Annotated in this window: 20 protein-coding genes; 8 read left to right on the top strand and 12 right to left on the bottom strand. The window is 60.6% G+C overall.

Features of this window, described 5'->3' with window-relative positions; translation table 11 throughout:
- Nucleotides 1-17: 17 nt before the first annotated feature.
- The 7 genes from K414_RS0100260 to K414_RS0100290 all read right to left on the bottom strand — a co-directional run bounded on the left by K414_RS0100260 (nt 18) and on the right by K414_RS0100290 (nt 6,667).
- Nucleotides 18-1,379, bottom strand: a complete 1,362-nt coding sequence (locus K414_RS0100260) for an MBL fold metallo-hydrolase (RefSeq protein ID WP_027494147.1) — start codon at nt 1,377-1,379, stop codon at nt 18-20.
- A gap of 57 nt (nt 1,380-1,436) precedes the next feature.
- Nucleotides 1,437-1,706: a metal-sensitive transcriptional regulator gene (locus K414_RS0100265; RefSeq protein WP_027494148.1), complete on the bottom strand. Its 270-nt coding sequence runs from the start codon at nt 1,704-1,706 to the stop codon at nt 1,437-1,439.
- 79 nt (nt 1,707-1,785) lie between these two features.
- The gene (locus tag K414_RS0100270) at nt 1,786-2,559 is read right to left on the bottom strand and encodes a sulfite exporter TauE/SafE family protein (protein ID WP_027494149.1); all 774 of its coding nucleotides are present in this window, start codon (nt 2,557-2,559) and stop codon (nt 1,786-1,788) included.
- On the bottom strand, nt 2,559-2,978 hold the full coding sequence (locus K414_RS0100275; RefSeq protein WP_027494150.1) for a DUF302 domain-containing protein: 420 nt from the start codon (nt 2,976-2,978) through the stop codon (nt 2,559-2,561). The genes K414_RS0100270 and K414_RS0100275 overlap by 1 nt, the downstream gene beginning before the upstream one ends.
- Before the next feature lie 42 nt (nt 2,979-3,020).
- Nucleotides 3,021-3,272, bottom strand: a complete 252-nt coding sequence (locus tag K414_RS0100280) for a YgaP-like transmembrane domain (protein ID WP_027494151.1) — start codon at nt 3,270-3,272, stop codon at nt 3,021-3,023.
- A gap of 28 nt (nt 3,273-3,300) precedes the next feature.
- Nucleotides 3,301-5,367 (bottom strand): MMPL family transporter, encoded by a 2,067-nt coding sequence (locus K414_RS0100285; protein ID WP_027494152.1) that lies wholly within the window; start codon nt 5,365-5,367, stop codon nt 3,301-3,303.
- Nucleotides 5,368-6,373: 1,006 nt separating this feature from the next.
- Nucleotides 6,374-6,667, bottom strand: a complete 294-nt coding sequence (locus K414_RS0100290; protein ID WP_027494153.1) for a hypothetical protein — start codon at nt 6,665-6,667, stop codon at nt 6,374-6,376.
- Between the two features lie 323 nt (nt 6,668-6,990).
- On the opposite strand from K414_RS0100290, the gene K414_RS28755 reads away from it, so the two are divergent.
- Both K414_RS28755 and K414_RS0100305 read left to right on the top strand, forming a co-directional pair.
- Nucleotides 6,991-7,725: a hypothetical protein gene (locus tag K414_RS28755; protein ID WP_152530319.1), complete on the top strand. Its 735-nt coding sequence runs from the start codon at nt 6,991-6,993 to the stop codon at nt 7,723-7,725.
- 116 nt (nt 7,726-7,841) lie between these two features.
- Nucleotides 7,842-8,045: a hypothetical protein gene (locus K414_RS0100305; protein ID WP_027494156.1), complete on the top strand. Its 204-nt coding sequence runs from the start codon at nt 7,842-7,844 to the stop codon at nt 8,043-8,045.
- 121 nt (nt 8,046-8,166) lie between these two features.
- Here the strand turns inward: K414_RS0100305 and K414_RS0100310 are convergent, their stop codons facing one another.
- Both K414_RS0100310 and K414_RS28760 read right to left on the bottom strand, forming a co-directional pair.
- Nucleotides 8,167-10,452: a putative dsRNA-binding protein gene (locus K414_RS0100310; RefSeq protein ID WP_161631767.1), complete on the bottom strand. Its 2,286-nt coding sequence runs from the start codon at nt 10,450-10,452 to the stop codon at nt 8,167-8,169.
- A 1,102-nt stretch (nt 10,453-11,554) separates the two neighbouring features.
- Entirely contained in the window at nt 11,555-12,940 is a 1,386-nt protein-coding gene (locus tag K414_RS28760; RefSeq protein WP_152530321.1) for a Swt1 family HEPN domain-containing protein, read from the bottom strand.
- A 667-nt stretch (nt 12,941-13,607) separates the two neighbouring features.
- On the opposite strand from K414_RS28760, the gene K414_RS25545 reads away from it, so the two are divergent.
- Together K414_RS25545 and K414_RS25550 are read left to right on the top strand one after the other, a co-directional pair.
- The gene (locus K414_RS25545) at nt 13,608-14,003 is read left to right on the top strand and encodes an excisionase family DNA-binding protein (protein ID WP_051364816.1); all 396 of its coding nucleotides are present in this window, start codon (nt 13,608-13,610) and stop codon (nt 14,001-14,003) included.
- A gap of 28 nt (nt 14,004-14,031) precedes the next feature.
- Nucleotides 14,032-15,039, top strand: a complete 1,008-nt coding sequence (locus K414_RS25550; RefSeq protein WP_037218683.1) for a DUF3039 domain-containing protein — start codon at nt 14,032-14,034, stop codon at nt 15,037-15,039.
- A gap of 351 nt (nt 15,040-15,390) precedes the next feature.
- Here K414_RS25550 and K414_RS0100335 read toward each other — a convergent pair whose 3' ends face one another.
- Complete coding sequence (locus tag K414_RS0100335) at nt 15,391-15,963, bottom strand: hypothetical protein (protein ID WP_027494160.1); 573 nt, start codon at nt 15,961-15,963, stop codon at nt 15,391-15,393.
- A gap of 172 nt (nt 15,964-16,135) precedes the next feature.
- Here K414_RS0100335 and K414_RS0100340 point away from each other — a divergent pair, with 172 nt between their 5' ends.
- Entirely contained in the window at nt 16,136-17,821 is a 1,686-nt protein-coding gene (locus tag K414_RS0100340) for a hypothetical protein (protein WP_152530322.1), read from the top strand.
- A gap of 553 nt (nt 17,822-18,374) precedes the next feature.
- Nucleotides 18,375-19,451 (top strand): serine protease, encoded by a 1,077-nt coding sequence (locus tag K414_RS25555; RefSeq protein ID WP_081701499.1) that lies wholly within the window; start codon nt 18,375-18,377, stop codon nt 19,449-19,451.
- A gap of 22 nt (nt 19,452-19,473) precedes the next feature.
- On the opposite strand, the gene K414_RS0100350 is transcribed toward K414_RS25555, so the two are convergent.
- Nucleotides 19,474-20,472: an NYN domain-containing protein gene (locus K414_RS0100350; protein ID WP_027494162.1), complete on the bottom strand. Its 999-nt coding sequence runs from the start codon at nt 20,470-20,472 to the stop codon at nt 19,474-19,476.
- A gap of 588 nt (nt 20,473-21,060) precedes the next feature.
- Here K414_RS0100350 and K414_RS25560 point away from each other — a divergent pair.
- Together K414_RS25560 and K414_RS28765 are read left to right on the top strand one after the other, a co-directional pair.
- On the top strand, nt 21,061-21,783 hold the full coding sequence (locus K414_RS25560) for a transglycosylase domain-containing protein (RefSeq protein ID WP_161631768.1): 723 nt from the start codon (nt 21,061-21,063) through the stop codon (nt 21,781-21,783).
- Nucleotides 21,784-22,089: 306 nt separating this feature from the next.
- The gene (locus K414_RS28765; RefSeq protein ID WP_152530323.1) at nt 22,090-22,596 is read left to right on the top strand and encodes a hypothetical protein; all 507 of its coding nucleotides are present in this window, start codon (nt 22,090-22,092) and stop codon (nt 22,594-22,596) included.
- Nucleotides 22,597-22,692: 96 nt separating this feature from the next.
- On the opposite strand, the gene K414_RS28020 is transcribed toward K414_RS28765, so the two are convergent.
- Nucleotides 22,693-23,244 (bottom strand): hypothetical protein, encoded by a 552-nt coding sequence (locus K414_RS28020; RefSeq protein WP_161631769.1) that lies wholly within the window; start codon nt 23,242-23,244, stop codon nt 22,693-22,695.
- Nucleotides 23,245-23,420: the final 176 nt, after the last annotated feature.

A 23,420-nucleotide genomic window follows, 5' to 3' on the forward strand; every position in this document is an offset into this window, starting at 1 on the left:
GTCGTCGAAGCATTTCGTCATGTCTTCGAGGTGTCGAGTCCGAGATCTGTTGCGCGGTTGTAGTCGTCGTCGATGAGCACCACGCTGCGATGTTCCCGGTCGAGTAGTGAGGCCGCGATCGAGGCGCGATAGCCGGAGGCGCAGTGCACCCACACTTTGCCGTCGGGAACTTCTGCGAGTCGGTGTGGCAGTTCGTGGAGGGGAATGTTGATCGCACCGGGGATGTGGCCGTCCGCGTATTCGGACTGTTGACGGGTGTCGAGCACTGCAATGTCCGAGTCCTCTGCGGCGAGTCCGGCGAAGTCGGACACTTCGTAGGACCGTACGCGCCCGTCGGTGGCGAGCGAATGAATCTCTCCGACAGCGGAGCCGGAGGGGTGGTCGATGCCGATACGTGCCAACTCCCTTGTGGCCTCGTCGATTTGATCGGATGTGTCGCCGATCAAGGTCAGCGGCGCACCCCACTGGTAGAGCCAGCCGAGGTAGGTGACGAATGTCGTCGACAGCTCGAAGCCGAGGGAACCGTCGAGATGTCCGGCAGCGAAGGCGGTGCGTGCGCGGAGGTCGACGACCCATTGTCCGTCGTCGATGCGGCGGCGTAGTTCGTCGGGGTCGACGGGTTCTGGGGTGGACAGGTCGATCGGTGCGGGGCCTTCGGTGTTGATGACGCCCATGTGGGCGTAGTACGCGGGGTAGGCCGACAGTCCTGCGATCAACTCGTCGACGTAGGTTTGTTCGTCCTGGGTCAGCGCGGGATTGGACTGTTGCTGTTCACCGATGGTCGACGAGTCGCCGCTGGTGGGGGTCGCGGAGCAGAAGCTACCGAATCCGTGGGTGGGGTAGACCTCGACGTCGGCGGGGAGTTCGGCGGCGATTCGACGGACCGAGTGGAACTGGGCATGGGTGAGCTCGTCGGTGTGTTCGGAGCCGAGTAGGTCGGTGCGGCCGGTGGATCCGTAGAGCATCGAGCCGCCGGTGAAGATCGCGATCGGTTCGTCTCCGAGTTGCAGTACGTAGCTGACGTGATGATGTGTATGGCCCGGGGTGTGCATGACCTGAAACGTCGCCGATCCCGCGTCGACGACATCGCCGTCCCCCACTGCCCGTCGCTCGAATTCGACCGGGTCACCCTCGGGCACAACGTATTCGGCTCCGGTGGCGCGTGCGAGTTCGAGTCCGCCGGTGACGTAGTCGTTGTGGATGTGGGTTTCGAGTACGTGGGTGATCGCGGCGTTCTTCTCCGTAGCCAGTGCCAGGACGCGGTCGATGTCACGTTGGGGATCGATCACGACGGCGATGCCGTCGTGGCTGATCAGGTAGCTGCGGTCGCCGAGGCTCGACGTTTCGATGATGGCGATGTCTGGATCGGTGGTGCTCACGGGGTACTCCTACGGTGTAATCGGGTCGGCCTCGTTTCTGACGTGAAACGTCCTCGTTCAGGCCAGTGCGAGGAAGAGCTTTTCCAGTTCTGCTTCGGTCATGGGCTCTTTGTTGTCTGCGGTGTCGCCGGTCATGCATTCACGAAGGCCGGTGGCCACGATCTTGAATCCGGCTTTGTCGAGGGCGCGGGAGACGGCGGCGAGTTGAGTGACGACGTCTTTGCAGTCGCGTCCGTTCTCGATCATGCCGATCACACCGGCGAGTTGGCCGTGTGCGCGGCGCAGACGGTTGAGTACCAATGCGATGCTGTCTTCGTCGCCGATCATTGCGGTCTCCTGAGGGTGTGTGATGGTGGTAGTCCTTCCAGATTACCCCCGGGGGCATCGGTTCGGTGTGTGCAGTCGGTCATGAAAGAACGAGGGTGTCGACAAGTACATAGCCCGCGACGGCGAACACCAGGTAGGCGAACCACGTGCGCAGCTTGTCGGTGTCGATGCGTGTGCTCAGTTTTCCGGCGACCAGCGAGCCTGCGATCGCCGCACCGGCGAACGCGGCTGTCAGTGGCCAGTTCCCGCCGAGCCCGTCGGCCTGAGCGATCAGTCCGGCGGCGGAGTTGGCGACGATGACCACCAGCGACGTTCCGACAGCGACACTCATCTCGATTCCCAGCAACAGCACCAGAGCGGGGATGATCAGAAATCCTCCGCCGACGCCGAACAGTCCGGTGAGGACACCGACCCCGAACCCGGTCGGTATGGACCGTGGTGCGCATCGCCGCCAATCGATCCCGGAACTTCCTGTCTTGCAAGCGGTTCCGACATCGTCGGTGCTGCGCAGCATCCGCGCCCCGGCGATGATCATGACGATCGCGAAGCCGATCATCACTGCGGCCTCGGGCAGATGCCTGCCCAGGACGCTGCCGACCAGCGTGCCGACGATACCGGTGGCCGCGAAGATCGCCGCCAGTCGCCATTCGACGAGCTTCGCCCGCACCTTGGGGATGGCCCCGGTCGCCGAGGCGACACCGATCACCAGCAACGATGTCGGTATCGCCTCCGACAGGTCCATTCCCAGGGCGTAGACGAGAACCGGGACGGCGAGGATCGACCCGCCGCCTCCGAGGAGACCGAGCAGGATGCCGACGGCGACGCCGAGGACCAGTGCCAGCGTCAGGGTCATCAGCTGTGGGCTGCGTCCTGGCCACCGAGTGCGTCGATGGCGGCCTGGAGCTTGGTGGTGGCCTCGGCCGCGACGTCGGACAGTGCTGGCTCGCCGGTCGCTTGGACCATGATGTCGGGGTTCATCGCTTCGACAATGACCGATCCGGAAGCGGAGGTGTCGGCGCGGACGACGACATTGCACGGCAACAGCAAGCCGATCTGGCGCATGACCCCGACGGCGCGGTGCGCGAGGGACGGATTGCAGGCACCGAGGATCAGATACTGCTCCATGTCCTCGCCGAGCTTGGCCTTCAACGTGGCCTGCATGTCGATTTCGGTGAGAACACCGAAGCCCTGATCTGCGAGGGAGGCTTTGACGGCGTCGACTGCGGTGTCGAAGTCGGTGTCGGTCAGAGTGGTCGAGAGTGCGATGTTCATAAGGGAAGTTCCTTTCGGTCGTCGAACTGCGGTGATCTGGGCCTACCCGATTCGGGGCTGGCGAATACTCGGCACGCCCACCCTGGTGAGAAGCGCGCTGGCCGGGCACCAGCCGACCGCTGCGTAAAGGGCGAGGTTCGCGGCAGCGAACGCGCTGAGCAGTCGCCACTGCGGTGCGTGGAGTTCGCCGAGGGCCAGGCCGGTGGCGGTGACGCCGGCGGCGAGGGCGGGGACGATACGTTCGATCGGCCAGCCCGCGAACGCGGACGAGCGAGTGGTGTTCGGATCGATCATGATTGCTCCGTTCGGGTTGTAAGGGTGGTCAGTGCGAGAAGCTGATCGAGGGCAACACCTTGCGCAGCCAGGCCGGTGACCACCATGCGGCGTGTCCGCTCAAACGCAGCAGGACCGGCAGCAGGATCAGCCTGATCAAGAAGGCGTCGAGCAGTACCGCGACGCCGAGGATGATGCCCATCTCCTTCGGTGGGAGCGGATCGGAGAGTGCGAAGGTGAAGAACACTGCGACCATGACCGCGGCGGCGGCGAAGATGACCCGGCCGGAGTGGGCGAGGCCGTCGACCTGAGCGGCTTTCGGGTCCCCGGTCTTCTCGTAGTGCTCTTTCGCGGTGGCGAGCAGGAACACTGTGTAGTCCATGGCGATGGCGAAGATCATCGCGAAGAAGAACACCGGACCCCAGCCGTCGAGGAAGCCTTGCGGGGTGAATCCGAGCAGTGATGCGCCGTGCCCGTCCTGGAAGATCAGCTTCGCGACCCCGAACGCTGCGGCGGTCGAGAGCAGACTGACTGCGGTGCCGAGGATCGCGATCAGCGGTGCTTGGAGGGCGACGAGCAGCAGGATGAAACCGAGCGCCAGAATGATACCGATCACCAGCGGTAGGTAGTCGTTCAGTGCTTGCTGCAGATCGAGGTTCTCCGCTGGGGCACCGCCGACCAACGCCGACTCCGGGAGTTCGGCGCGCAGGTCACCGAGGATGGTGCCCATTCTCTCGTCCGAGGGGTCAACGGTGGGAAGTGCTTGTAGCAGTGAGTAGTTTGAGCCGTCCGCGGCAGGCTGGGGCGGAGTGACCATCGAGATCCCGTCGACGGTACTGGCTGCCGTGGCGGTCGCGGCGGCATCCGCGGACGGGACGACGATCTGCAGTGCGCCGGGTGCGCCGGCACCGAACTGGGCCTGGACGAGCTCGTAACCCTGGCGAACCGGTGCGTCTTCGGGGACGACGGCGATCGAGGGCATCGCCACTTTCAGTCCGAGGACCGGAAGGGCCAGCGCAATGAGGATGCCGACGGAGACCAGAGCGAACGGCCAGGGGTGCTTGTGGAGCAGTTCACCCCAGGCTGCGAATTTCGGGGAGCGGTGCTGCTGGCGCTTGGCGTAGGGCAGGGAGGCGGCGTTGACCTTGGAACCGAGTGCACCCAGGGTTGCGGGGAGCAGGGTCATGGTGGCGATCAGCACGAAGGTCACGGCGAGCATGATGCCGACGGCCATGGTGCGCACCGCCGGTGCGGGAACGAGCAGGACGGCCGAGAGGCTCACCAAGACCGTCAGACCGGACAGGACCACGGCTTTGCCTGCGGTGTCCATGGTTTCGGCGACCGCGGCACGTGGATCGGCGTTGCGCAGTGCGTCGCGGAACCTGGCGACGATGAACAGGGCGTAGTCGATTCCGAGGGCGAGGGCGAACATCATCGCGAAGTTCATCGCCCACACCGAGATCGGCGTGACGCCGTTGAGCAGAACGAGTCCGCCTGCGGATGCGACCAGGCCGGCAACGGTGAGTAGCAGCGGCAATCCCGCGGCGACGAGGGAGCCGAACGCGAGCACCATGATCGCCAAAGTGACCGGCCAGGAGAACAATTCGGCCTGAATCATGGCGTCGTGGTTGGCCTTGTTGAAGTCCGACCACAGTGCGGAGGATCCGGTCGGGTAGACCTCGATGCCGTCGCCGGAGAGTTCGGTCAGCTCGCCCTTCACCTCGTCGACGGCCTTGACCATGTCGTCGGTACTCGCGTTTGCGCCGGCGATCAAGATGCCGGTGTGACCGTCGGGACTGATCGTCATGCCCGGCTGGGGGGCGATGACCTCACCGAAGCGAGTGTCACCGTCGAATACGGCCGCGACGTCGGTGAGTGTCTGCTGCATCGCTGCGTCTTCGATCGTGGCGGTGTCGGAGTGAACGACCACCTGCACTGCTGCAGAGGAATTGCCGCCGAAATGCTGCTGGGCGAGCTCGCGGACCTGGACGGATTCGGAACCGTTGGCCTGCCAGCCGGCCCCGGCCAAGGATGAGAACACCGATGGTGCAGCCGATCCCAGTGCAACGAGGGCGATCAGCCAGATGCCGAACACCCACCGGCGGCGGGCGACCATCGTGCTTCCCAGGCGGCCTAGTGCGCCGGGTGCCGGTGGCCGATGGCGGTCGTGGCGGCCGGTGGCCGCCGCGGTAGCGGGCTTGGTCACAATTGCTTCTCCTAATACGGGTGGGGGTATTCAGAAGTGTTGAAGACGCCCAGAGATTCCTGCGAAATGCAGTGGAGTGCTGTTGGGGTGGGGGTCAGCGACGAAACAGGGAACGAAAGAAGTTGTCGCGTGTAGCTGGGGCGGGTGTCTCCATGGAGCAGGAGCACTGCTGCGACCGCGGAACGTTCTTCATGACGCTGTCGACATGTCGACCGCAGCCAGCCCAGGTGGTCTTACCGCATGCCGGGCACGGGACGGGGTAGCACATGGCGGTCCTTTCTGGCGGGTACATCACTACTGTGACACATACCTAGGGGGGTATGCAAGTACCCGTGGGGGTATGAGGGAAGGGGTGGGCCGGAGCCGATCGGTAGACGGCAGTGGTTTTGCCGGATCCAACGCGAGGCTGTGCTGGCGGCCGCACGAGGCGTTTGATGGTCGCCAGTCTGCGAATGCGGTTGTCCCTCAGGGGTTGATGCTCCACCCACGCGCGAGTTGCGCCGCTATCGTCCGCGAGTTTCTGTGAACCCGCGCAGTTGCATCCCACTTCCATTCCCACACCCAGGCCGGTCCGGACGGGAGCGGCCCAGGAGTGGCAAGCATCGGAGACAACGGATTCGGGGGCATCGGCGACGAATGCCCGCGCCGCTGGCATCCGAACCATCTCGAGCAACAGCACCGCGGCTTGCAACACGAAACGGAACTGCTTCACAACGGCGGATCCGCGGTACTTCTAGATCATGTCCGGCAGGCGGTCGCGCCAGCAGGTAGGATTGACATACGTTGCATGACAATGGCTTTCGACTGCAACCTGACATAATCTATAATACCGGCAATGATTGTCGTTATTGATATTGTTGTGCAAGCTAGCAGGGAGCCGAGGAGCTGGGATCGCTGAAGGAATGCTGCGGTCGTGTCAGAAACCGGCGGGGTCGGCATCTACTGATTGCGAGCCATCACCTTCGATTTCGGTGGCCAAAAGCCTTTTTGCTTCCTCGGCTGCTTCACGGTCCGCCTTTCGTTGGTCCATGAATTTTTTGCACGCAATCACTCCGGTCGTAAGTACGACACCCATGCCAACGCCCTTGATGAGGAGGCCGGGCGTGGCTTCTGAAACAGCCCCACGCTCGATGTCCTTCATATAATTCCCAACTCCTCCAGCCTCTTTGGCGGCGATGGTGAAGAGCTGATAGGGACCGAGGTTGTTCATGCCGATAGCTTAGACTCGGGCGATCAGGCCGGTAGATGAACACATGGGCGATAGTCCCGCCATGGCGGCGACCGGCGCGCGTGACGGGGGCCGGGATGGGCCCGCACGGGCCACCAATTTCGGCCGGACCCGATGCAGTACAGGCGATCGACCGGATGGGCTGTCGCCTCCATCTCGTTGACCACGAACAGCACCGATCGCTTCAAACACGATCGCGACCCCGCGACGCGGGCAGACCGGCCGGCAGCTGTAAACGTTCAGCGACCGCCGGCGATTGACTCAATACCCGGGCAACGGCCATCGACGGACGTAGCATCTGTGCCATGTCAGACGCTTCCGATTCCCAACTCGACATTGAGTATCGCGCGTTCGTGCGCTCGCTGCACACGGACACGATCAACACCGTCCTGGCCGTTGAAAGTTGGTGGCAGCCCGGTTGCTTCCGTATCGCTGCTCTTGGCGGGTACACCGAAGACGGGAATACCGACTCGAAAGATGTCGCCGAGGCGATCGAGCAAGACTGGCGTCAGATCATCCACCCCAGGCTGCTCACCCTGGTCAACGTCCATCCCGACCCTGACGTTCGGTTTGCTGCCGATGTTCTTGTTAAACGGCTGTGGTCGATGATCCTTATCGTGACTAGCCCACGCCACGGCCGGGGTAGAGACAGAGAAGAAGAGAACTCCGTAGCGGTTCACCTCGTACACGACGGCTTCGAGCGTCTCCGGCGAACTACCTACCACGCGCCATTTCGGATCAATCGTCCGTCACCTACATACACCGGCGTTCCAGTCGGAAACGCAGAGCCATTACCCGGGAAGATGTTGGAAACGATCAATGCGCTCCAAGCCGCCGGTGTACTCGAATCTGACGACGACTCGGCAATCATCCGAACGGCGATTCCAAATGCCGTTCGCCGCTTGTCCGACATCCTGTTCATGCCCGAGGAGGAACGTGCTGCAGCCTTCGCACGAAGTTCGGTGCCAGACCCTGCATCCTCACCTTCGCAGACTGAGAACGACGAAGCCAACAGGGTCAAGTTTGGGTTCTCACATTAGAATTTGACCCGCGCTCCTTCGCGGAGTTTGGGGTTACCGGTTCGGCCGCCGATGGCTGGATGCGAGGCACCAGGCAGCCCTCGACGCGACCATCCTCGATGAGCTCATAGTTCAACTTGGACGCGGTCAAAGCGTTCATGGAGGAAGGGAACGAGGTGCTGATCTCACTGGGCAACCTTGTGCCCCTGTTCGATGTGGTGTTCGCACACACGCCGCGGCTTGCGGCGGCGTACGAAGTCAACCTCCGTCCACTAGACGAGGTCGACTCCGACGGCGGTGTCGTTCTATCCTCCGACGACACCTCGAAGCTCAGAAGGTAATCCTGGCCGAGTCCGCATAGTTGCATGCGCTGGTGGTTCGTGACGGTCTGAGCGCACGCCAATTCCTCGAGTTCTGAGGAATCTTTCTGCGCCAGAGGCAATGTCCCGATCACCATCTGCCTTACCTTTTGGTCCGTAGGCACAGCATGAGGGCATGTTCGGCGCGGGCCAACTCGTCCACCTGTGCTGGTGACGGTCCAGCCTCGGATGCGGGGAGGTATTCGACCAGCAGCAAGAGATCTGTCAGAGCGTCGCGTACTCGATTCAGCCATGGATCACTCCACACCCCCTCAATGGCGTATAGCCCGGCCCGCGTCATCGGGTCGTCGGCTATCGGTTCGAGGGGGATCGTGACCGAGATTACTTCGGCCTCCTGGACCCAGATCGCTCCGCCGACAATGGTGTCGACGATATCTATGACCGGCTCGAACGCCTCCGACCATCGCGCCCCTGGAAGATGAAGGACGACAGACCGACCGGTGGCATCGCTGCTGCTTTCGGTTTCGAGACGAACGCCAGCGGAATCTGCGACTGTATGCGCCTGCCGCTGCACGTAATCTAGGGTGGCTGCTACCCGGTCAGCGCCGCGGAGCATGGTCAATAGGTCTTCGAGCAGCGTCAGTCGACCGGGACCCGACCCGGCTCGCCAAGCAGCGATGTGGTCGGCGAGCTCCGTCGGCAGCACCTCCGCGCCGTGAAAGGGAGTGTTCTGAACACTCCACCGGCGGACCGCCGCCCGGCAGTGCTGGGTCAGAACTGCATTGTAGAACGCGGTCAGTCGGGCAACGGTCGCAATCGCCGAACCGGGGACCAAATGCGCTCGTGCTCGACTCCAGTGCAAATAACCGTCATAGTCCCTGGCAGCAAGCAGATCGACACCCAGCGTGCCGGAGATGACGTCCCTATCGAAATGGATCCACCGGTCTGGGTCGGCCAGGCGCAGCTCGGCAAGGAACGCTTCCCGCAGCAGCGCCAGACGGTCCCCGGTTGGCGACGGACCGGTCTCGTCGCGGCCGAAAACCCAGCCCAGTGCAATCGCTGCCGCCGCCTGTTTCGCCGGGGTCTTTCCAGAGCGCCATGGCCCGCGACAGCGCGGACGGCCGTCGACGGCGAATGTGATGGTTGCGCGCTGCTCCGATTGATGGTCGGGGCCACGACGTTCGTAGTCGAAGTCGTAGTCGACCCTCAGGCGCGCGCAATATTCCTGCAGCTGGGTCGATGAATCAACGGGCGGCTCGAAGGAACGGATCCAGTTCGCTACCGTCTGGGGTTGACGCTCCATGAGGAGGTCTCCGTTGGCGCGCCATGCCACAGCCGCGATGGCCTGCGCGACATCTTCCTTGACCTCCCGACTCAGCACGGGCATGCCCCTGCCCCGAAGCACCCCGGCTCCTACGGGCATCGCGTCGAACAAGGGCAGCACGACCTCGGCCGACACTGCCGGGTGTACAGCCACCGTCGTTGCCAGCCGGGACGAGGAACTCAGGGTCTGCAGCACATAATGATGACGCACCAAGGTGGTAAGAACCTCAGAGCCTTCAGCGGCCAGGGTCCCGTAATCACGCTGGGCGGCTTCGGCCACCATCGCTGCATTCTCGTGAACCCAGGATCGGTGTGTCAGCGCCTGGCTCATCCACGCGGCGTCAGCCACCTCGAAGGCTTGCTGCGCCCACCGAGTCGCACGCATGTGTTGCGGGAAGTCGCCTCTGTAAAGGCGGGGCGCTACTGTTGGTTGCGCACGACCGGGTGAGTCGTCTTGCACTGCGCGAGGCAGATGCTGCAGGACGTACGAGCGTGAAGCGGCCTTACGCGCCGTCTTGAAGCTTTTCGCGGAGGCAGACGCCGAAAGCCCGTTAGCAGTCACCGTCACACTGAAAGTCTTGTCGTGATCCGGGCCGGATGAAGAGCGTACGAACTCCGGTTTGCGTTTCAACGCTGAACCAAGGACCGTTGCCCAGTCCGGTTCCGGGCGTTGAGGAGTGAACGAAATCCGCTCGAGAAGTGCATCTGCCGGTGCCTGAGACGCAGTGACCAGCGACAAGGCCCCGAGGATCTGCATCGCGACGCCCACTGGCGCGGAGCTTTTCCGACCGTTTGCGATCAGGGCAGCTTCGCCCTTGCCATAGAACGCTGCCTGGACGTCGCCGACCCAGGCGCCGAGAAGGGCCCGGGCGTGATGGTCCGAGGCGAGGACGCCGCTGACCTCATTATTTGTAGCGAAATCGTCGCGCTGCGTGCGGACTCGATCGAGCATTGCCAGACGCATCCAGCCCCGTCCGAGGGCATCGAGCAGATCCAGCACCGCCGGGCTGACCGGGCTGTCGGGTACCGATTCGTAAAGGTAGCTTCTGTGTAGGCACGCCCACCGCACCCACAACAATGCATCCTCATCCAGGACCAAGTCCATCTTCCGTAGATCCTGCAACAGCCGCGGCGGCGGCGGTGGTACCCACGGAGACCGCGGTGCCTGCGGATACTGCGCCCACCCGGTGAGCACAGTGCTTTCCGTCCGTGCCGTCGTTGTTGTAGCCGACGCGGCGTTGTCCTTCGGTAGTCGTGAGGGGAGCGGCGTGTGCACTTCGAGTAGTGCCTTGTTTATCCAAGGCCGTAGTACGGGGGTGCGCCCGGCGCGGAACTTGCGTTCCATTTCGAGGCATTCCTGTGACCGCGCATCCTGACCCGATACGGTCAGCTGCATTCGCAGTCGGGCCAGCGACTGCATCAGGGTGTCAACGGGGACCACAACGGTTCTATCGAGAGACACCGTGCGGGAAAGAAGCTTTGCGCGCAGGCGCAGCGCCATCTTGTGCAACGGTTCAGGGGGAGGCGGGGTACCCAGCGCGATGATTCCGACCCAACGATTACCGAAACTGTACGCAGTCATAGTGCGCGTCAGGCTAACCCGTGTCTCCGACAAACGCGACAAAGACACCACTCAGGGGCTCGACGTGCTGGGACGCCGCTTTTGAAGATTGCGACAACCAAATCTGGCTCGTCCCCCATCGAGTCAGTTTCCTCACCGCACGTACCCACTCATCGATCGGAGGGCGACGATGATGATGCCTATGGTGGTCGACAGTGGCTTGACGAGGCCCTGCACAGAGCTCAAAACGAGACAAACATTTTGGCCGTCTCGCCCATTACCCGCGCGAAGACTTGATACCTCGTGACACCGATTCGAGATTGGTCGGCGCTTACCAAAACGTAGTGAAAACCGTTGCGGCACATCACATACGGAGGTCTACCTGACATAATATCTGTTATCGGTAATGATTTTCGGTAACAGATGAGGGGGCAGCGGGAGGTGCCATGACGGTGTACCCGGCGGACCGAGCCAGTTATAGTCGAGTTGCTGAGCAGGCGTTTGACGCGCCTCGAGGCCAGTCCGGTTCCAGAAACACACATTGAGCAGTCGATACGAGCAACGATAGAATCGTCGGCTCCGACGCAGTACAGCTCGTTCGATTCCTGACGTCTCCGAGAATCCGCTGCATATCAGAGGGTAGGCCCTACTCGTCTGATACAGGCCTGTTGAAGTCATCAAACTTCGCCTGCATTCTCTGCAGATTCGAGAATTGGTGAACATTACCGAACGCATAACCAAGATCTGCATCGCGCATGTCAGCCATCTCAAAATTGCAGTCTTTAATCTCAAAAAATTTCATTGCCGTGGATAAGCACCTCGCGCGACTAAAGTTGCACCTCATTATGCCGTCCCCTGCCACAATCTCAGCACATTCAAGGTCGGCACCCTCGAAAGTGCAGTCTTGAATTTCGTACGTAAGCCGCGCATAGCGCAGATTTGCGCGAGAAAAATCAAGATCCGAGAGATAGCCGCTTATAGCCGACCGATACAGCACAGCATTCCTAAAAATACATCTAGACATGGATGTATCTATTACTGCTCCAGTAAGATCTGCATTGGAGAAATCCACGTCGAGCAGAAGCGAATTTGGCTTTATCACGCAAGATTTAAGATTAGCACCACAAAATCTAATGTAGTCCAGTTTACTATTGGAAGGAAAGGTAACACCAGCCAAATCTGCTCCACTCAGGTCAACGCCACGAATATCGATGCCGGACAATGGCTCCTGCGTACCGACACTACTGCGAATGAAGGGCAACAGACCGAGAAGCACATCCGCGCGGAACTTAATTTCCTCACTGCCATATTCGTCCCCGTCCGAAGAATCAAAGTCATACTCATTGTCCATTGGGCTGCGCAGATACTCGAGGAGTACTTCGCCGCCCTCTACAGGGCGGGCTCCATCCGACCAGACGCGCTGGACAGTGACGTCACGAATCAGTACGTCGAGAGCAGACCGCTTATCACCCTCCCTCCCTGAATGCAAATCTTGCACGGTATCAGTTTTTCTTGGCGGCAATACAATCGAGGGTCGCCCTTCACTTGGCGTCCCCCCTTCCTTCACGACGAGACGCATTAAGGTGGTCAGCCTCATTGTTTGCACTTCAGATGCGAGCGAATGTGCCCCAACTGCCGCCAGCAGGCGTTCGATCGAGTCCAAAGCGCGATATGCGTCTTGATCACTGAAGGCATTTTCGGGGTCAGCGTGAGAAGATTTATTTCTGACTTCTCGCAGTTCGCTTGCCAACGCAATCCGATCTCGACCCAGACGTTGGCGAATAGTGTGTGAAACCGATAGTTGTTCCGTGAGCATACGTAGACATGACTGAGTATCCCGTGCATAGACCTTGCCCGTTACACCTCGATGAACATCGCGTTCAGCGAGAATAGATGTCCAGTCGTGCGTGCGGCAGACATCTGTCAAGAATACGTCTAAACCCTCGCGAAGCTTCGACAATGCGTTAAATACGTCAATGTCGTTATCAATCGTCAAAATCGCCCCCCTCATCCAATCCGTTGAAATAAGCATAGACTGCCTCCTCCGCACTCTTTGGCCAGTCAGAACTCGAAGGTTTCTTCTGTTTCCTCATCGGGGCTGTCGTCGACCCACGTATGCCCGCCCCAAGTGCGAGTTGATGTTGTCGAAAATCCGCGTCACGAGTGGTAGTTACTCAGTTCAGTGACAGTCTCGGCCGAACCAAGTCGACCGACGTTGATTACCGCTGCACTGTCGAGCGCAACCTGACTAACCTCTGCTATCGGCAATGATTATCGTTTGAGATAGACGGTGCCGGACGGCGGTCTCACGACCCTGTCGCGACGACGTCGCGCGTGACCTCGCGGACACCTGGCCCGCGCAGAATTTTCGATATCGACAATATGAGAAACGAATCCGGCAGGTTCAGATCCAGCCGAGGCGGTTGTCCCCATGCCGTGCTCCGATCGGTCCCGGTGCCCTAATGAGCACTCACCGAAATCTCGGAACACCCCTGCTTAGGGGCAAAAACCGCACGGTTCTACTTGCAAACCTGTACGAAATCTTCCCCGCGCTCGAACGTCCGGGCTGACGACCGCCACAACCGATCGCGCCTACAGCGTGCGTGACACCTGTGGCACTTGGGTGATACGGTGGTGTCACCTGTAGCACTTGAGTACATCTCAGGCCGAGCTACCGACTCACATGTTAGGACACGAAAATGCGCACGCTTGAAGCGTCTTCTGTTCCCCAGAGGGAGCTCGACGAGTTGAGCACACTCGCGGAACGACTGCCTGAACACAGTCCTCTGCGCGAATGCCTGGTCAACCTTCGGGACTCGGTCGTCGCCGGCCAGGACTTCTCATTTGTTGCAAACGAGCAGCAACTGACACCATCGGCAGCAGCCAAGATCATCGGCGTCAGTCGCGGGCACGTCTACAAGCTGATGGACAGCAATGCGCTGCCGTTCGTCAGGGTCGGAAACGACCGCCGGACCACTTTTGGTGACGTTCAGGCTTTCATTGCCGGCCAGCAGGACGAGCGCCAGAAGATGGCGGTAAGGGCCGCCCATCCCTCTCGTACACGCGAAACCGCCCGAGCCGAACAACAGGGTTAGTCGTACGCAGGTCGGGCACAATGGCACCGTGACCACCTCGACCCGACCTACGTTGCGCTGCCTCCGCGAGGATCTCGACGGCGGCTGGGAGAACAGCGACGACCAACAGCTCGTTGCACGAAACCTGGCCTGGATGATCAAACCTGTCCACACTCTCGCGCATCCCTTGATCGGTAAGGCGGTAGACGACTTTCCGGTCGACGCCGACGCCGACAAGCTCCGAGAGAGCATCTCGGGTATCGCGTCTCCGCCGGTGTACTGGAAAGTCAAGGTAAACCGGTGGCGGGGAGCGGTGTACGAAGATGCCGACGGCCAGGCGTGGCTTGTCGCTGGTGGCACTCGGACGGCAGGATCGCGCAAGGATTTCTACAAGCAGTTCATGGAGCTCGTCGACACCCGCGGACACGACTACTTCTTGCCCACTAGCCAAGACAAGGCTTTGGGAGCACGTGAGCTCGGCGAGGACGATCTGATCGATTGGGAGCTCGGACTCGTTCGTGACACCGTGACCTGGGTGCAGTCGGCGCGCAATTCGGGAAACTTGATCAGTGAGACGATTACCGGCCCGAGCGGCAATGCCCTGTGCACCGTCTCGGTCATGTATGTGTCGGCGGACGACGGCAACCCTCACGAGTTCCTGGTGGAGATCAACACGTTGAACTGGGCCGTGCCGGGCCTTCTCGAATGGGCCGAGCAAATCGTTCTCGCATCCATACACCCCTGCGAGAGCCGTTGGGGTTCAACGTTTCTAGCTACTCGAATCCATTCGATCGAGGTACCTAATACCGGGGAGTTGGACTCCATCTGCCGTGGAGATTTATCCGCCGATCATCCAGGCCACATGGAGCCGGGCACAACCGCCCATGTCGTCCATACGACCCGGCTGACCGAGAGCATCGTTGAGGGCGACCCGGTTCAGGGGGTTTGCGGCCAATGGTTCGTTCCACGTCAAGACCACGTGTCAAAGCCGGTTTGTGACGTGTGCCGAACAATCGGGGACGTATTTGGAATAACCGTAGCGACTCCCAACGCGTAGTAGTGATCCGCAGACGCGCGGGCCTAGGGAGTAGAGATGCTGAAGCAATGTTGGTTCTGTAAGAGCTCGGCGATCTGTTCACCTCGCTGCAAGCGTTTCACGTACGGGCACGGTCAGTCGGCACCCTCTCGGCCGCTCTGACGAAGCAGTCTTCCGCAGCCCGAAAATGGCCCTCGTAATCTAGATCTGTACGATGAATACCTCGTTTCAACTGGGATCATGTCATCTATCTGTTATCGGCAATGACTGCCATCACCTTTGGCGTGTGATGTTTTGTTCGGCGGGGCCGACCGAACCCGCGACGACAGCCTGGTCAGAACGTAAATCCTGACCAGGCCATCCCCGGATATATCAACCGACGCCGGACGTGCTCACTCGGTCGTAGCGGGCGTTTTCCGACCCGCAGTAGTGCGGATGGGTGGTCCAGCTGTAGGCGTAGTCCCGCTTATTGCCGATCTTGTGAGAGATCTGCAGGCACCCATCATTGACGGCTGCCTCCCTCGCGTTGTCCTCGATCTCTTGCGTCGCCTCGATCTCATTACCGAAGAACAGATGCACGATTGGCTCCGGTAAGACCTGGGCCAGGTCGACGAACCCATTCCCCGAGTAGTCGGCGATCGCGGCAGTCGCCTCCTTGCTGAAGTACTTCGTGCATCGATACTGGCCGCAGTCCGTGAACTCTGATCGCGGGCTGTTGTTCGGCGCATGAGGCATCCACGGGATCGCCGGGGCCGCAGTAGCAGAACCCGCACCTGCGCCGATGACTGTACCTACTACCGCCAACCCAGCTACTGCGGTTGCAACCCGACGGCCCAGGGAACGCCTGGTGGGTTCGTGAAGCGAAGCGATTTGTGCGAGTTCCGAGTTGATCTCGACCTCGAAATCAGACCTGATCGCGCGATGGACAGACGGACTGGTAATCATCCTATTCCTCCTGCTCAGAGCGATATTGTCATCACCCGTGCAATAAACTTAAGCCGGGCCTCCTCATCGATCAAGACATGGAGCAACATTCACGTTGGTTGATCGCCAGTATCCACGTGGATACCTGTGGTAGCGTCTTGCGTCATCGACCAGCAGGGGGAACGTCATGGCCATGAACGCAGGATCCTCGCGCGCAAGCACAGGCAACGACGCGGCAAAGAGAGCTGGAGAGAGTCGGATGCGGCACAGCCGTAACTTGATTGTCGCTGCTGGCGACCGCCTCGCCGACGCTGGGGAACTGCAGACGATGACCATGAAGAATCTCGCTCTCGAAGCCGGCGTCTCGGTCAACACAATCAAACGGCAGTTTCCAACGATCCATGACGTCGTCGCCGCAATCGTCGCCGAGCGGGATCGAGGAGGACGGGAGGTTCCTAGTGCACTTCGCGTGCAATCCGATCGTATTCCCAATGGCCAGGACCGCGAGTTCGCCGCCGAGCAACTCCGCATTCTTCGGGCGCTCGATGACCTGCCGATAGACGAAGCAGTCACTCAGACCCGCGACATCTATACCGACACGTTGGCATTGCACCCTCACGAAGAACACCTGCTCGCGGCACAATGCTGCTACTTGTCCTACCGCCTGCTACAGCTCCCCGATGACGCAGACAGAGTGGACGAAGCGTTGAAAGTAGCAGAGCGTGGAATTCGGCATCTACGGAAGGACAGGGGCCGTCATTACGCTCTAGGGGGGCAGCTGGCCCGCAATGCAGCAGCCGCAGCGCAACGCAACGCGCGGATAGTCTGTCAGGAACTGGGCTCAGACCCCAGCACGACGGCGATTCTTGAAGCCAAGCTCAGAGTATTGGCCCAGCTGAGCGCAGTCGCTACCCACAAACAGACGGAAAGAGACTACGAGGGCAAGCTCAACCAACCAGTCAACGCGGCCGCAGCCGAATTTCACCGCGCACGGGCCGAAGCGCTCGTCCACCAAAGCCCTCCAGCTGAGTTCGACGCAGTGCTCACGATGGCCCGCACAATGAGAGAGCACGCCCAATCTGGCCTCAGTCTTCCCCCACGAATACTGGTCCCCTTTTTGACGCGACTGTGCGCTGTTCACGTCGCCTACGCCACAGACAACGAACCGCTCGAATTCATAGATGCCGAAGAACTCCTGGATCTACGAGACCACCTTCTGAATACACTCGCGCTACAACATCGACTGGAAGCTGAGACCCCCCGCCGCGCCCTTGAAACAATGTTCGCGTTGGCGGACCGGGTCCGCGGCGATGTCGACACTGGTCAGGACATCCATCTGCCCGATCTGATACTGCTGTGCGGATACGGCGTCATCGGCCAACTACTGGTAGCTGACTACTTGTTCGACCTTGCAAAGACGAAGGACGACTCACCTGCACAGAACAGCACGCACCCACTAAATACCTCGACAATCCCGCTACTCGAAATCAAACGCAACGAGCTTTTTTCCGCAGCAAAAATGTACTACACAGAAGCACCCAAAAACACATTAATTGTCGGCGCAGCGGCGGTTCTTGCCGCACGTGCACGCAAGTCCTTGGCCGAGTTAGAGGATCCTGCAAATGACGACACTGCGGACATAGACGATGCAAAACCCTGGGCGGTCCTGAAAGACGGCCGATTGAACGCCGCGACTGTAAATCAACTCTCGCTGGGCATAGCAACCGGGCAGCGACCAAGCGCGGCACAAGCCTCCGCAATGCTCAGAGAGCTGCAACCGCTTCTGCTCACCCTTCGCACGATCGCCGGCGAGGAAGTAAAGCCAGACGAAAATGGTGCACTCGAAACTATTTTCACGGCAGGACTACGCTTCCACTAAGATATATCGACCAGCAATTGGGCCGTATGAACTGAGTGGATAGTCCCAACTGTCAGCGATTGTTACTACCGTAGTGTCTCGGTCCATTCGATGCTTAAGTCAGTTTTGCTCAGCTTGAGCAAAGGCAGGCAATCCGGACGTCACACAACGCAAGCGGGGGGCTTACGAAGCGGTGCACTTGAACGTCGAGCTTTGATAGCTGACAGCGGTCATGCCAATCCCTCTCGCACTACGAGATTGCGTGTCTCGTGATCATCCGAGAGGCTCGGCAAGTCGTGCGGGACGCGTCGATACCAGGGATATGAAGTTATCCATCGAATATCGTGGATTCAAGCTCAACATTGCAGTTGCGACTATAGTGCTTCTAGCACTTATCGCGCTCATCTAGTTGCGCTGCCCGCCAATTGATTCTGATTGGCGGGTTTTCCAATTCATCAAGGAACTTGCGTCACCTCTGCCGTTCACGAGCCTGCCGATTCGGCTGCGAAGCAGCTACCCGGTGTCTCAGACTTCCTGTAAAGCTCAGCACCCCCCGAGCGGAACAGGACGCCCGATGACGACACCCATGAACCAACACACGAAGCTACCGACCGATCTGCGCCTAAAACTCGCGAAGGACATGTTGCAGGTGTTTCTACCGATCAACAGCGACAGAGTGAAGGCCGCGCTGGGCAAGCCGACGTCCGGGCTGGGGCACATCACCCCACTGACACTCACCGACTTTCTGCAGTACGCCGAGAAGGCCGGTCTGATCGACAAGCCCTGGGATGTAGCGTTCCAAATCCGTGCTCTTGCAGAACAGCTCACGGTTGCGGGGTTACTCCAACGGATGCCAGGTGCCGGACCTCCGCCGTTCTTGGACGCGTACTACGCCATGAATCAAGGCGCAACGAAAGCGCAGGCCTCTGGTGATCTATGGCTGTCCGAGGTCCTGGGGCCCGAATTCCTGATCCGGTCGTTCATGGCAAGCACGATTGCCGTCACCGGCACGAACACCGACGGTGACCCGCAGATCGGGACCGGTCTACTGATCGACGACAAGCACATCCTGACCAATCGTCATGTCGTGGATGGCATGACGGTCGATTCGGCACTGAAGACATCGACGTCGGCTCCACCCGATTCCGCCGGCACATCGGTTCCTCCCATCGAGCTACAGGTTACGAAGACGACCTCACACACGAGCAGCGCTGGACCTGACAAACACATCGATGTGGCGATACTCGAGGTGTCAGGCTTGGAAGGCAAGTACAGCCTCGGTGCTGGGATTGCCTTCAGAGATCCTCAGTGGTCGGATTCGGCATGGACTCTCGGCTACCCACCAGTGCCGATGACGCGTGAATCGGCGATCGTCGTACACAGAGGGGAGGTAGTCAATCCACACATCGTGGGCCTTACCGGCCTCGACCTGATGCTCTTCTCGGCTATTGCACGGCCAGGAAACAGCGGCGGCCCGATCGTCGCGCAAGACGGTCGCGTCGTGGGGATGGTCGCCGAAGAGCTGAGCAAGAAAGATAGTGCCGAGGCCCCGTTCTATGCGGGGATTCCGGTCCGCGAGATCGTGCGCGCCTTGACCGAGATGGGGTACCCCGATCTCCTCAACGTGGAGACATGGGAAGCGGCCCGCTGAGGCAGAGCGGCTACTCGAGGACTTATTCCGTCGCCGATCCCTCGTACTTGCGCCAGAAGCCTGCGCGGAGGCGGTGGCGGATGTTCGCGTCGAGGTCGTCGACGCCCAACGCATCGGAGGCATCGCGTAGCAGCGCCCGATCGATGTCGGGCGGAATGGACGGGCGTGCGCGTTCGAGTTCGCGCACGTCGTCTGCGGTGTTGCTGTTCAGCACTGAGTCCAGGACGTTGACCGCCACTTTTTCGATGAGGTCGTCCTGCGCTGTCTGCTCCTCGTAGCTGGGTGCAATCCACGAAGGTTGCCCGGTCGAGCCGCTGTACGCGGGAACCGGCACATGAGTCGACGGAACGGGCCGAGGTACCGCGGTGCTGCGGCCTGAACTGGTCACGATGTCGAGCGGAGTCGGACGACCACGCGAGGGTTGAGCATTCGAGGGTGTGAGTGCCGGGATTGCCGGTTCTGGCGGTGATCGTCGTTCGATTTTGGTCACGGCGGCATCGACGGCGGAACCGTCGATGGTGTCGAGTTCGTCTGCCGCTCGCAGGAGATGCCTGCTCACCGCGTGCGGTGCCCCGGCTGCGGTCGGCACGGCCAGCAGGACGACCTGCACACCGTGTGCCTGCGCTTCCTCCACGGCTTCGGTGAGGTCGTCATCCCCCGAGACGAGGAAGAAGACGTCGGATGCGTCGTTGCGGGCGTGGGCGACAAGATCGAGTCCGATGCGCAGATCGACACCCTTCTGCTCTCCGTTCACACCGAACCGTCCGAGCCGGAGTTTGACCTTCGACAACTCACCGATGCGCTCCTGCTGGGCGTCGGGCACACCGTGGCGAGCGGAGTCGTACCAGTGCACGCGCAGGACCGGGAGCCCTGATCGGGATTCGGCAATTCCGATCAGCGACGCGATCAGGGATGCGTAGTCGACGTGTATTCCACTGCGCAGCGAGGTACCGGTCACGCGTTTGGCAGCGGACGCCAGTAGGTAGCCGGTGTCGACGTAGAGAGCGCAGGTCGAGCGCATGGTCAGCTCCAGGCCTGGGCGGCATCGTCGATCGGACTGTTCATATCGTCAACCGTACAACCCGTGCGCCGGGGTGGAGGCTGGTCGTGCGAGGAGTCGCCGGGCAGTGCCCCATGATCGAAATAGGGGCCGAATCCGCCGCCTCGTCGACGCCTGATGGTGATGAGGCGGTGACGACGCCGACGGGCGGTGACCACCCCCACTAAACAAACCAACAGCAATGCTTCCGGGGTATTATTCGGCGATACGTCACAGCGCAGGGCTGGACGGCGGGTATTGCATTACTCGCTCGCGGAGGGGCCAGCCACAGTGACCACTAGCGATGACTCGAACCTGAATCCGCCTGGAGATCCATATTCCGAACTGCACCGTTCGGGTCGGGATACCCCAGGCTCACCGGCTGAGCAGGTTCATCGACCGGATACTGCACCGTCGGATGACTCGTGGGTTCGCCCTGATCCACCCAGGAAGCGTTCGTGGGTCCGGCGGTGGCTCAAGAGGGCCGCGCTAGTGCTGGTGACGATGCTATTGCTGGTCGAGACGCTTGCCGTTGTCCTGACATTCGTTGACCCATCGCGAACGATGTTCATGGCAACCGACGATGCGCCCGGAAACACCGTTCAGCAGAACGTGTCGATCGACCACATCAGTCGGTACATGATCTCGGCTGCCATCGTCCACGAAGACGGTGAGCTGGGGACACGGTTGGCCCCCTTCGACTACGCAGAGTTCGGGGACCGCATAATCGCCAAACTCCGCGGGCAAAAAGACCCAGTCGGATCATCGATCCCGCAGCAGGTCACAAAGAACATCTTCTTCAACCGATCACAGAACGTCATCAAGAAGGGCGTCGAGGCCGTATTCGCAATTCCCTTCGGCTACACCATCTCCGACAAACGAATGATGGAGATCTATCTCAACATCGCACAATTCGGACCCGACCTCTACGGCGTATGTGCAGCCACCTGGTACTACTTCGGTCTGCCGCCCTGGGACATCAGCGCCAACCAAGCCCAGCAGCTGGCGGGCACTTTGCCGCTGGGCGAAGACGTACGACGTGCACCAGAGGGCGGCATCGACCTGAGCGAGAATGCCTTCTGGCTCGTCCCCATCTCAGTCAACCGAGCCGCTGGATGGTTCATACCTCAGATCGAGTCTGAGATGGGTGGATGGGAGGGCGTCGTTGGAACCATCGGAATCAACGAACCGGCCTCTGATTTCTCCGACACACTTGATGAGCCGGACGCATGCTCCTCCATGCCGGACAGTGTGAGGGAACGGTTGGCGAGTGAAGGTGTAGGACCAAAGTAGTTGTTTACGACCGACGGCATGACTGTGCGGTCGTGGGGGCCTCGAAGTCTCGCCACTGCCAGAGGGTTTCAGCACGCTGTCTGCGTGACACCGCCCAGCCTATTGACGGCAATTGGGGTCTTCGGGCGATCGCGAAATCAACGCTACTCAGTCATCGAGCGGTACCGCTCGAACAGCAGATCCTGACTAAAGTGACGCCATGACGTTGGCGTCCGATCTCAGCGAGATCCAACAATGGCTTCAGACCGTGCTGCCCACCCTGCGCGTAATGACGCCGTAGAACTCCTACAGAAGGGTAAGTAAATCGTGGGGATTGAAGACAGCATCCACGGTCTCGATAAAGCCGAGCAGGCCCGCTCGGAGCTGGTTCGCGCACGAGAGGCGAAAGAAGAAGATGAGGGCTGGCTGGCTGTTGCCGAATTCGTGAGATTGGCTCGAGAGTATGGAATTTCGCCGCTCCCGATCCCTGCGTTAGGCCCATACGACGGTTCACAGTTTCTGGATCCAACGCGCTGGAACGGCCACCAGATCTTCGAGTCATCCGTCATGGGTTGGTCGTTCATGGCGATGCGAGATCCGCACGCAGTCGGAGTCGACGGCACTCTCTACCTAGTTCGCAAAGACGTTCGCCCCAGGCGGATGGGGATGTTCGGTAGAGGATCGACTCGAGACGTCGGGATTGCGCCGATTGCTGTCGAGTCGTATCCGATCGGTTCTCTGTCGAGCAGCAATTCATACGACGAGTCGGGCGGTTCGACGTTAATCGAGTACATGACTTGGTTCCTGCGGACCAGCCGCAATCCTCCGACCTAGCCGTCGAAATCCGATGAGCACCCGTCGCAAGCCTCCCCAAATCCTCTTGGGGAGGCTTGCGCACACAAACGATCGATGGCTTTGGTGTGGGAGAACCTACCGTCGAAACCCTCGTCGAGGATCACGCGGAACCTGCCCATCCCGAGGCGTGAACCAGGTGTTGCAGGGGAAGATTCGTAGCCACTGCGCGGCGGTGGAGGGATGGTAGAACGCCTCGGCGTCACGATCATCCATCAAACCGTCCGACACGGCATCCCAATCGCTGTCTCGCGGGTGAGTGGGCAGCGCGGCAACGTCTTCGCCGTACTCGGCATCGGAAAGGGCAGCTGAGGCGTGCACGATCACGATCATGAGCGCCAGTTGCTCCGCCATCGTGCGAGGCCTCGGTAGCTGGCCGGCGTCGAGCTCCTCGGCCAAGTCGTCGAACGATCGGGCCATCTGACGCCGCCACTGGGTGGACTCGTTGAACGTGCATTCGGGCAGTCGGTCGAACAGGCACCACCACTCGGTCGGGTCGACGGAATCGTCTGCGCGTTCATCGATGTCGTCGTACGCGCCGTCGGCGCACACCCACGCGTGTATTCGCATCAGCTCCCGCTGCCGATCGGTCAAAGAGAACCGCGGCACGAACTCGACAACATCACCCATGCCCGCCATGCTGCCGCTTCGCGGCCGTCTCAGCACCGCTTCGAACCTTTCCGAGACGAATCCGCAGGTCAGGCGCGTACGCCCATCATGTCGGTGCCATGCGCTAAATTGGCTGGTGTGTTCGACCGTCGATGAGGGTCACGGTCGAGCGTCCTGTGGTCAGCACCCACCGACCG

Origin of the sequence: Rhodococcus sp. JG-3, from assembly GCF_000482405.1 — a bacterium.
Taxonomy (GTDB): domain Bacteria; phylum Actinomycetota; class Actinomycetes; order Mycobacteriales; family Mycobacteriaceae; genus Rhodococcoides; species Rhodococcoides fascians.

Excerpts from the sequence above, each read along its gene's own strand:
- K414_RS0100350 (WP_027494162.1), bottom strand. The coding sequence starts at position 20,472 with ATGCGCTCGACCTGCGCTCTCTACGTCGACACCGGCTACCTACTGGCG.
- K414_RS0100280 (WP_027494151.1), bottom strand. The coding sequence starts at position 3,272 with ATGATCGATCCGAACACCACTCGCTCGTCCGCGTTCGCGGGCTGGCCG.
- K414_RS0100340 (WP_152530322.1), top strand. The coding sequence starts at position 16,136 with ATGAACGCAGGATCCTCGCGCGCAAGCACAGGCAACGACGCGGCAAAG.
- K414_RS0100270 (WP_027494149.1), bottom strand. The coding sequence starts at position 2,559 with ATGACCCTGACGCTGGCACTGGTCCTCGGCGTCGCCGTCGGCATCCTG.
- K414_RS0100285 (WP_027494152.1), bottom strand. The coding sequence starts at position 5,367 with ATGGTCGCCCGCCGCCGGTGGGTGTTCGGCATCTGGCTGATCGCCCTC.
- K414_RS0100290 (WP_027494153.1), bottom strand. The coding sequence starts at position 6,667 with ATGAACAACCTCGGTCCCTATCAGCTCTTCACCATCGCCGCCAAAGAG.
- K414_RS25555 (WP_081701499.1), top strand. The coding sequence starts at position 18,375 with ATGACGACACCCATGAACCAACACACGAAGCTACCGACCGATCTGCGC.
- K414_RS0100310 (WP_161631767.1), bottom strand. The coding sequence starts at position 10,452 with ATGGACTTGGTCCTGGATGAGGATGCATTGTTGTGGGTGCGGTGGGCG.
- K414_RS25545 (WP_051364816.1), top strand. The coding sequence starts at position 13,608 with ATGCGCACGCTTGAAGCGTCTTCTGTTCCCCAGAGGGAGCTCGACGAG.
- K414_RS28755 (WP_152530319.1), top strand. The coding sequence starts at position 6,991 with ATGTCAGACGCTTCCGATTCCCAACTCGACATTGAGTATCGCGCGTTC.
- K414_RS28020 (WP_161631769.1), bottom strand. The coding sequence starts at position 23,244 with ATGGGTGATGTTGTCGAGTTCGTGCCGCGGTTCTCTTTGACCGATCGG.
- K414_RS28760 (WP_152530321.1), bottom strand. The coding sequence starts at position 12,940 with ATGCTTATTTCAACGGATTGGATGAGGGGGGCGATTTTGACGATTGAT.
- K414_RS0100335 (WP_027494160.1), bottom strand. The coding sequence starts at position 15,963 with ATGATTACCAGTCCGTCTGTCCATCGCGCGATCAGGTCTGATTTCGAG.
- K414_RS0100275 (WP_027494150.1), bottom strand. The coding sequence starts at position 2,978 with ATGAACATCGCACTCTCGACCACTCTGACCGACACCGACTTCGACACC.
- K414_RS25560 (WP_161631768.1), top strand. The coding sequence starts at position 21,061 with ATGGCAACCGACGATGCGCCCGGAAACACCGTTCAGCAGAACGTGTCG.
- K414_RS0100265 (WP_027494148.1), bottom strand. The coding sequence starts at position 1,706 with ATGATCGGCGACGAAGACAGCATCGCATTGGTACTCAACCGTCTGCGC.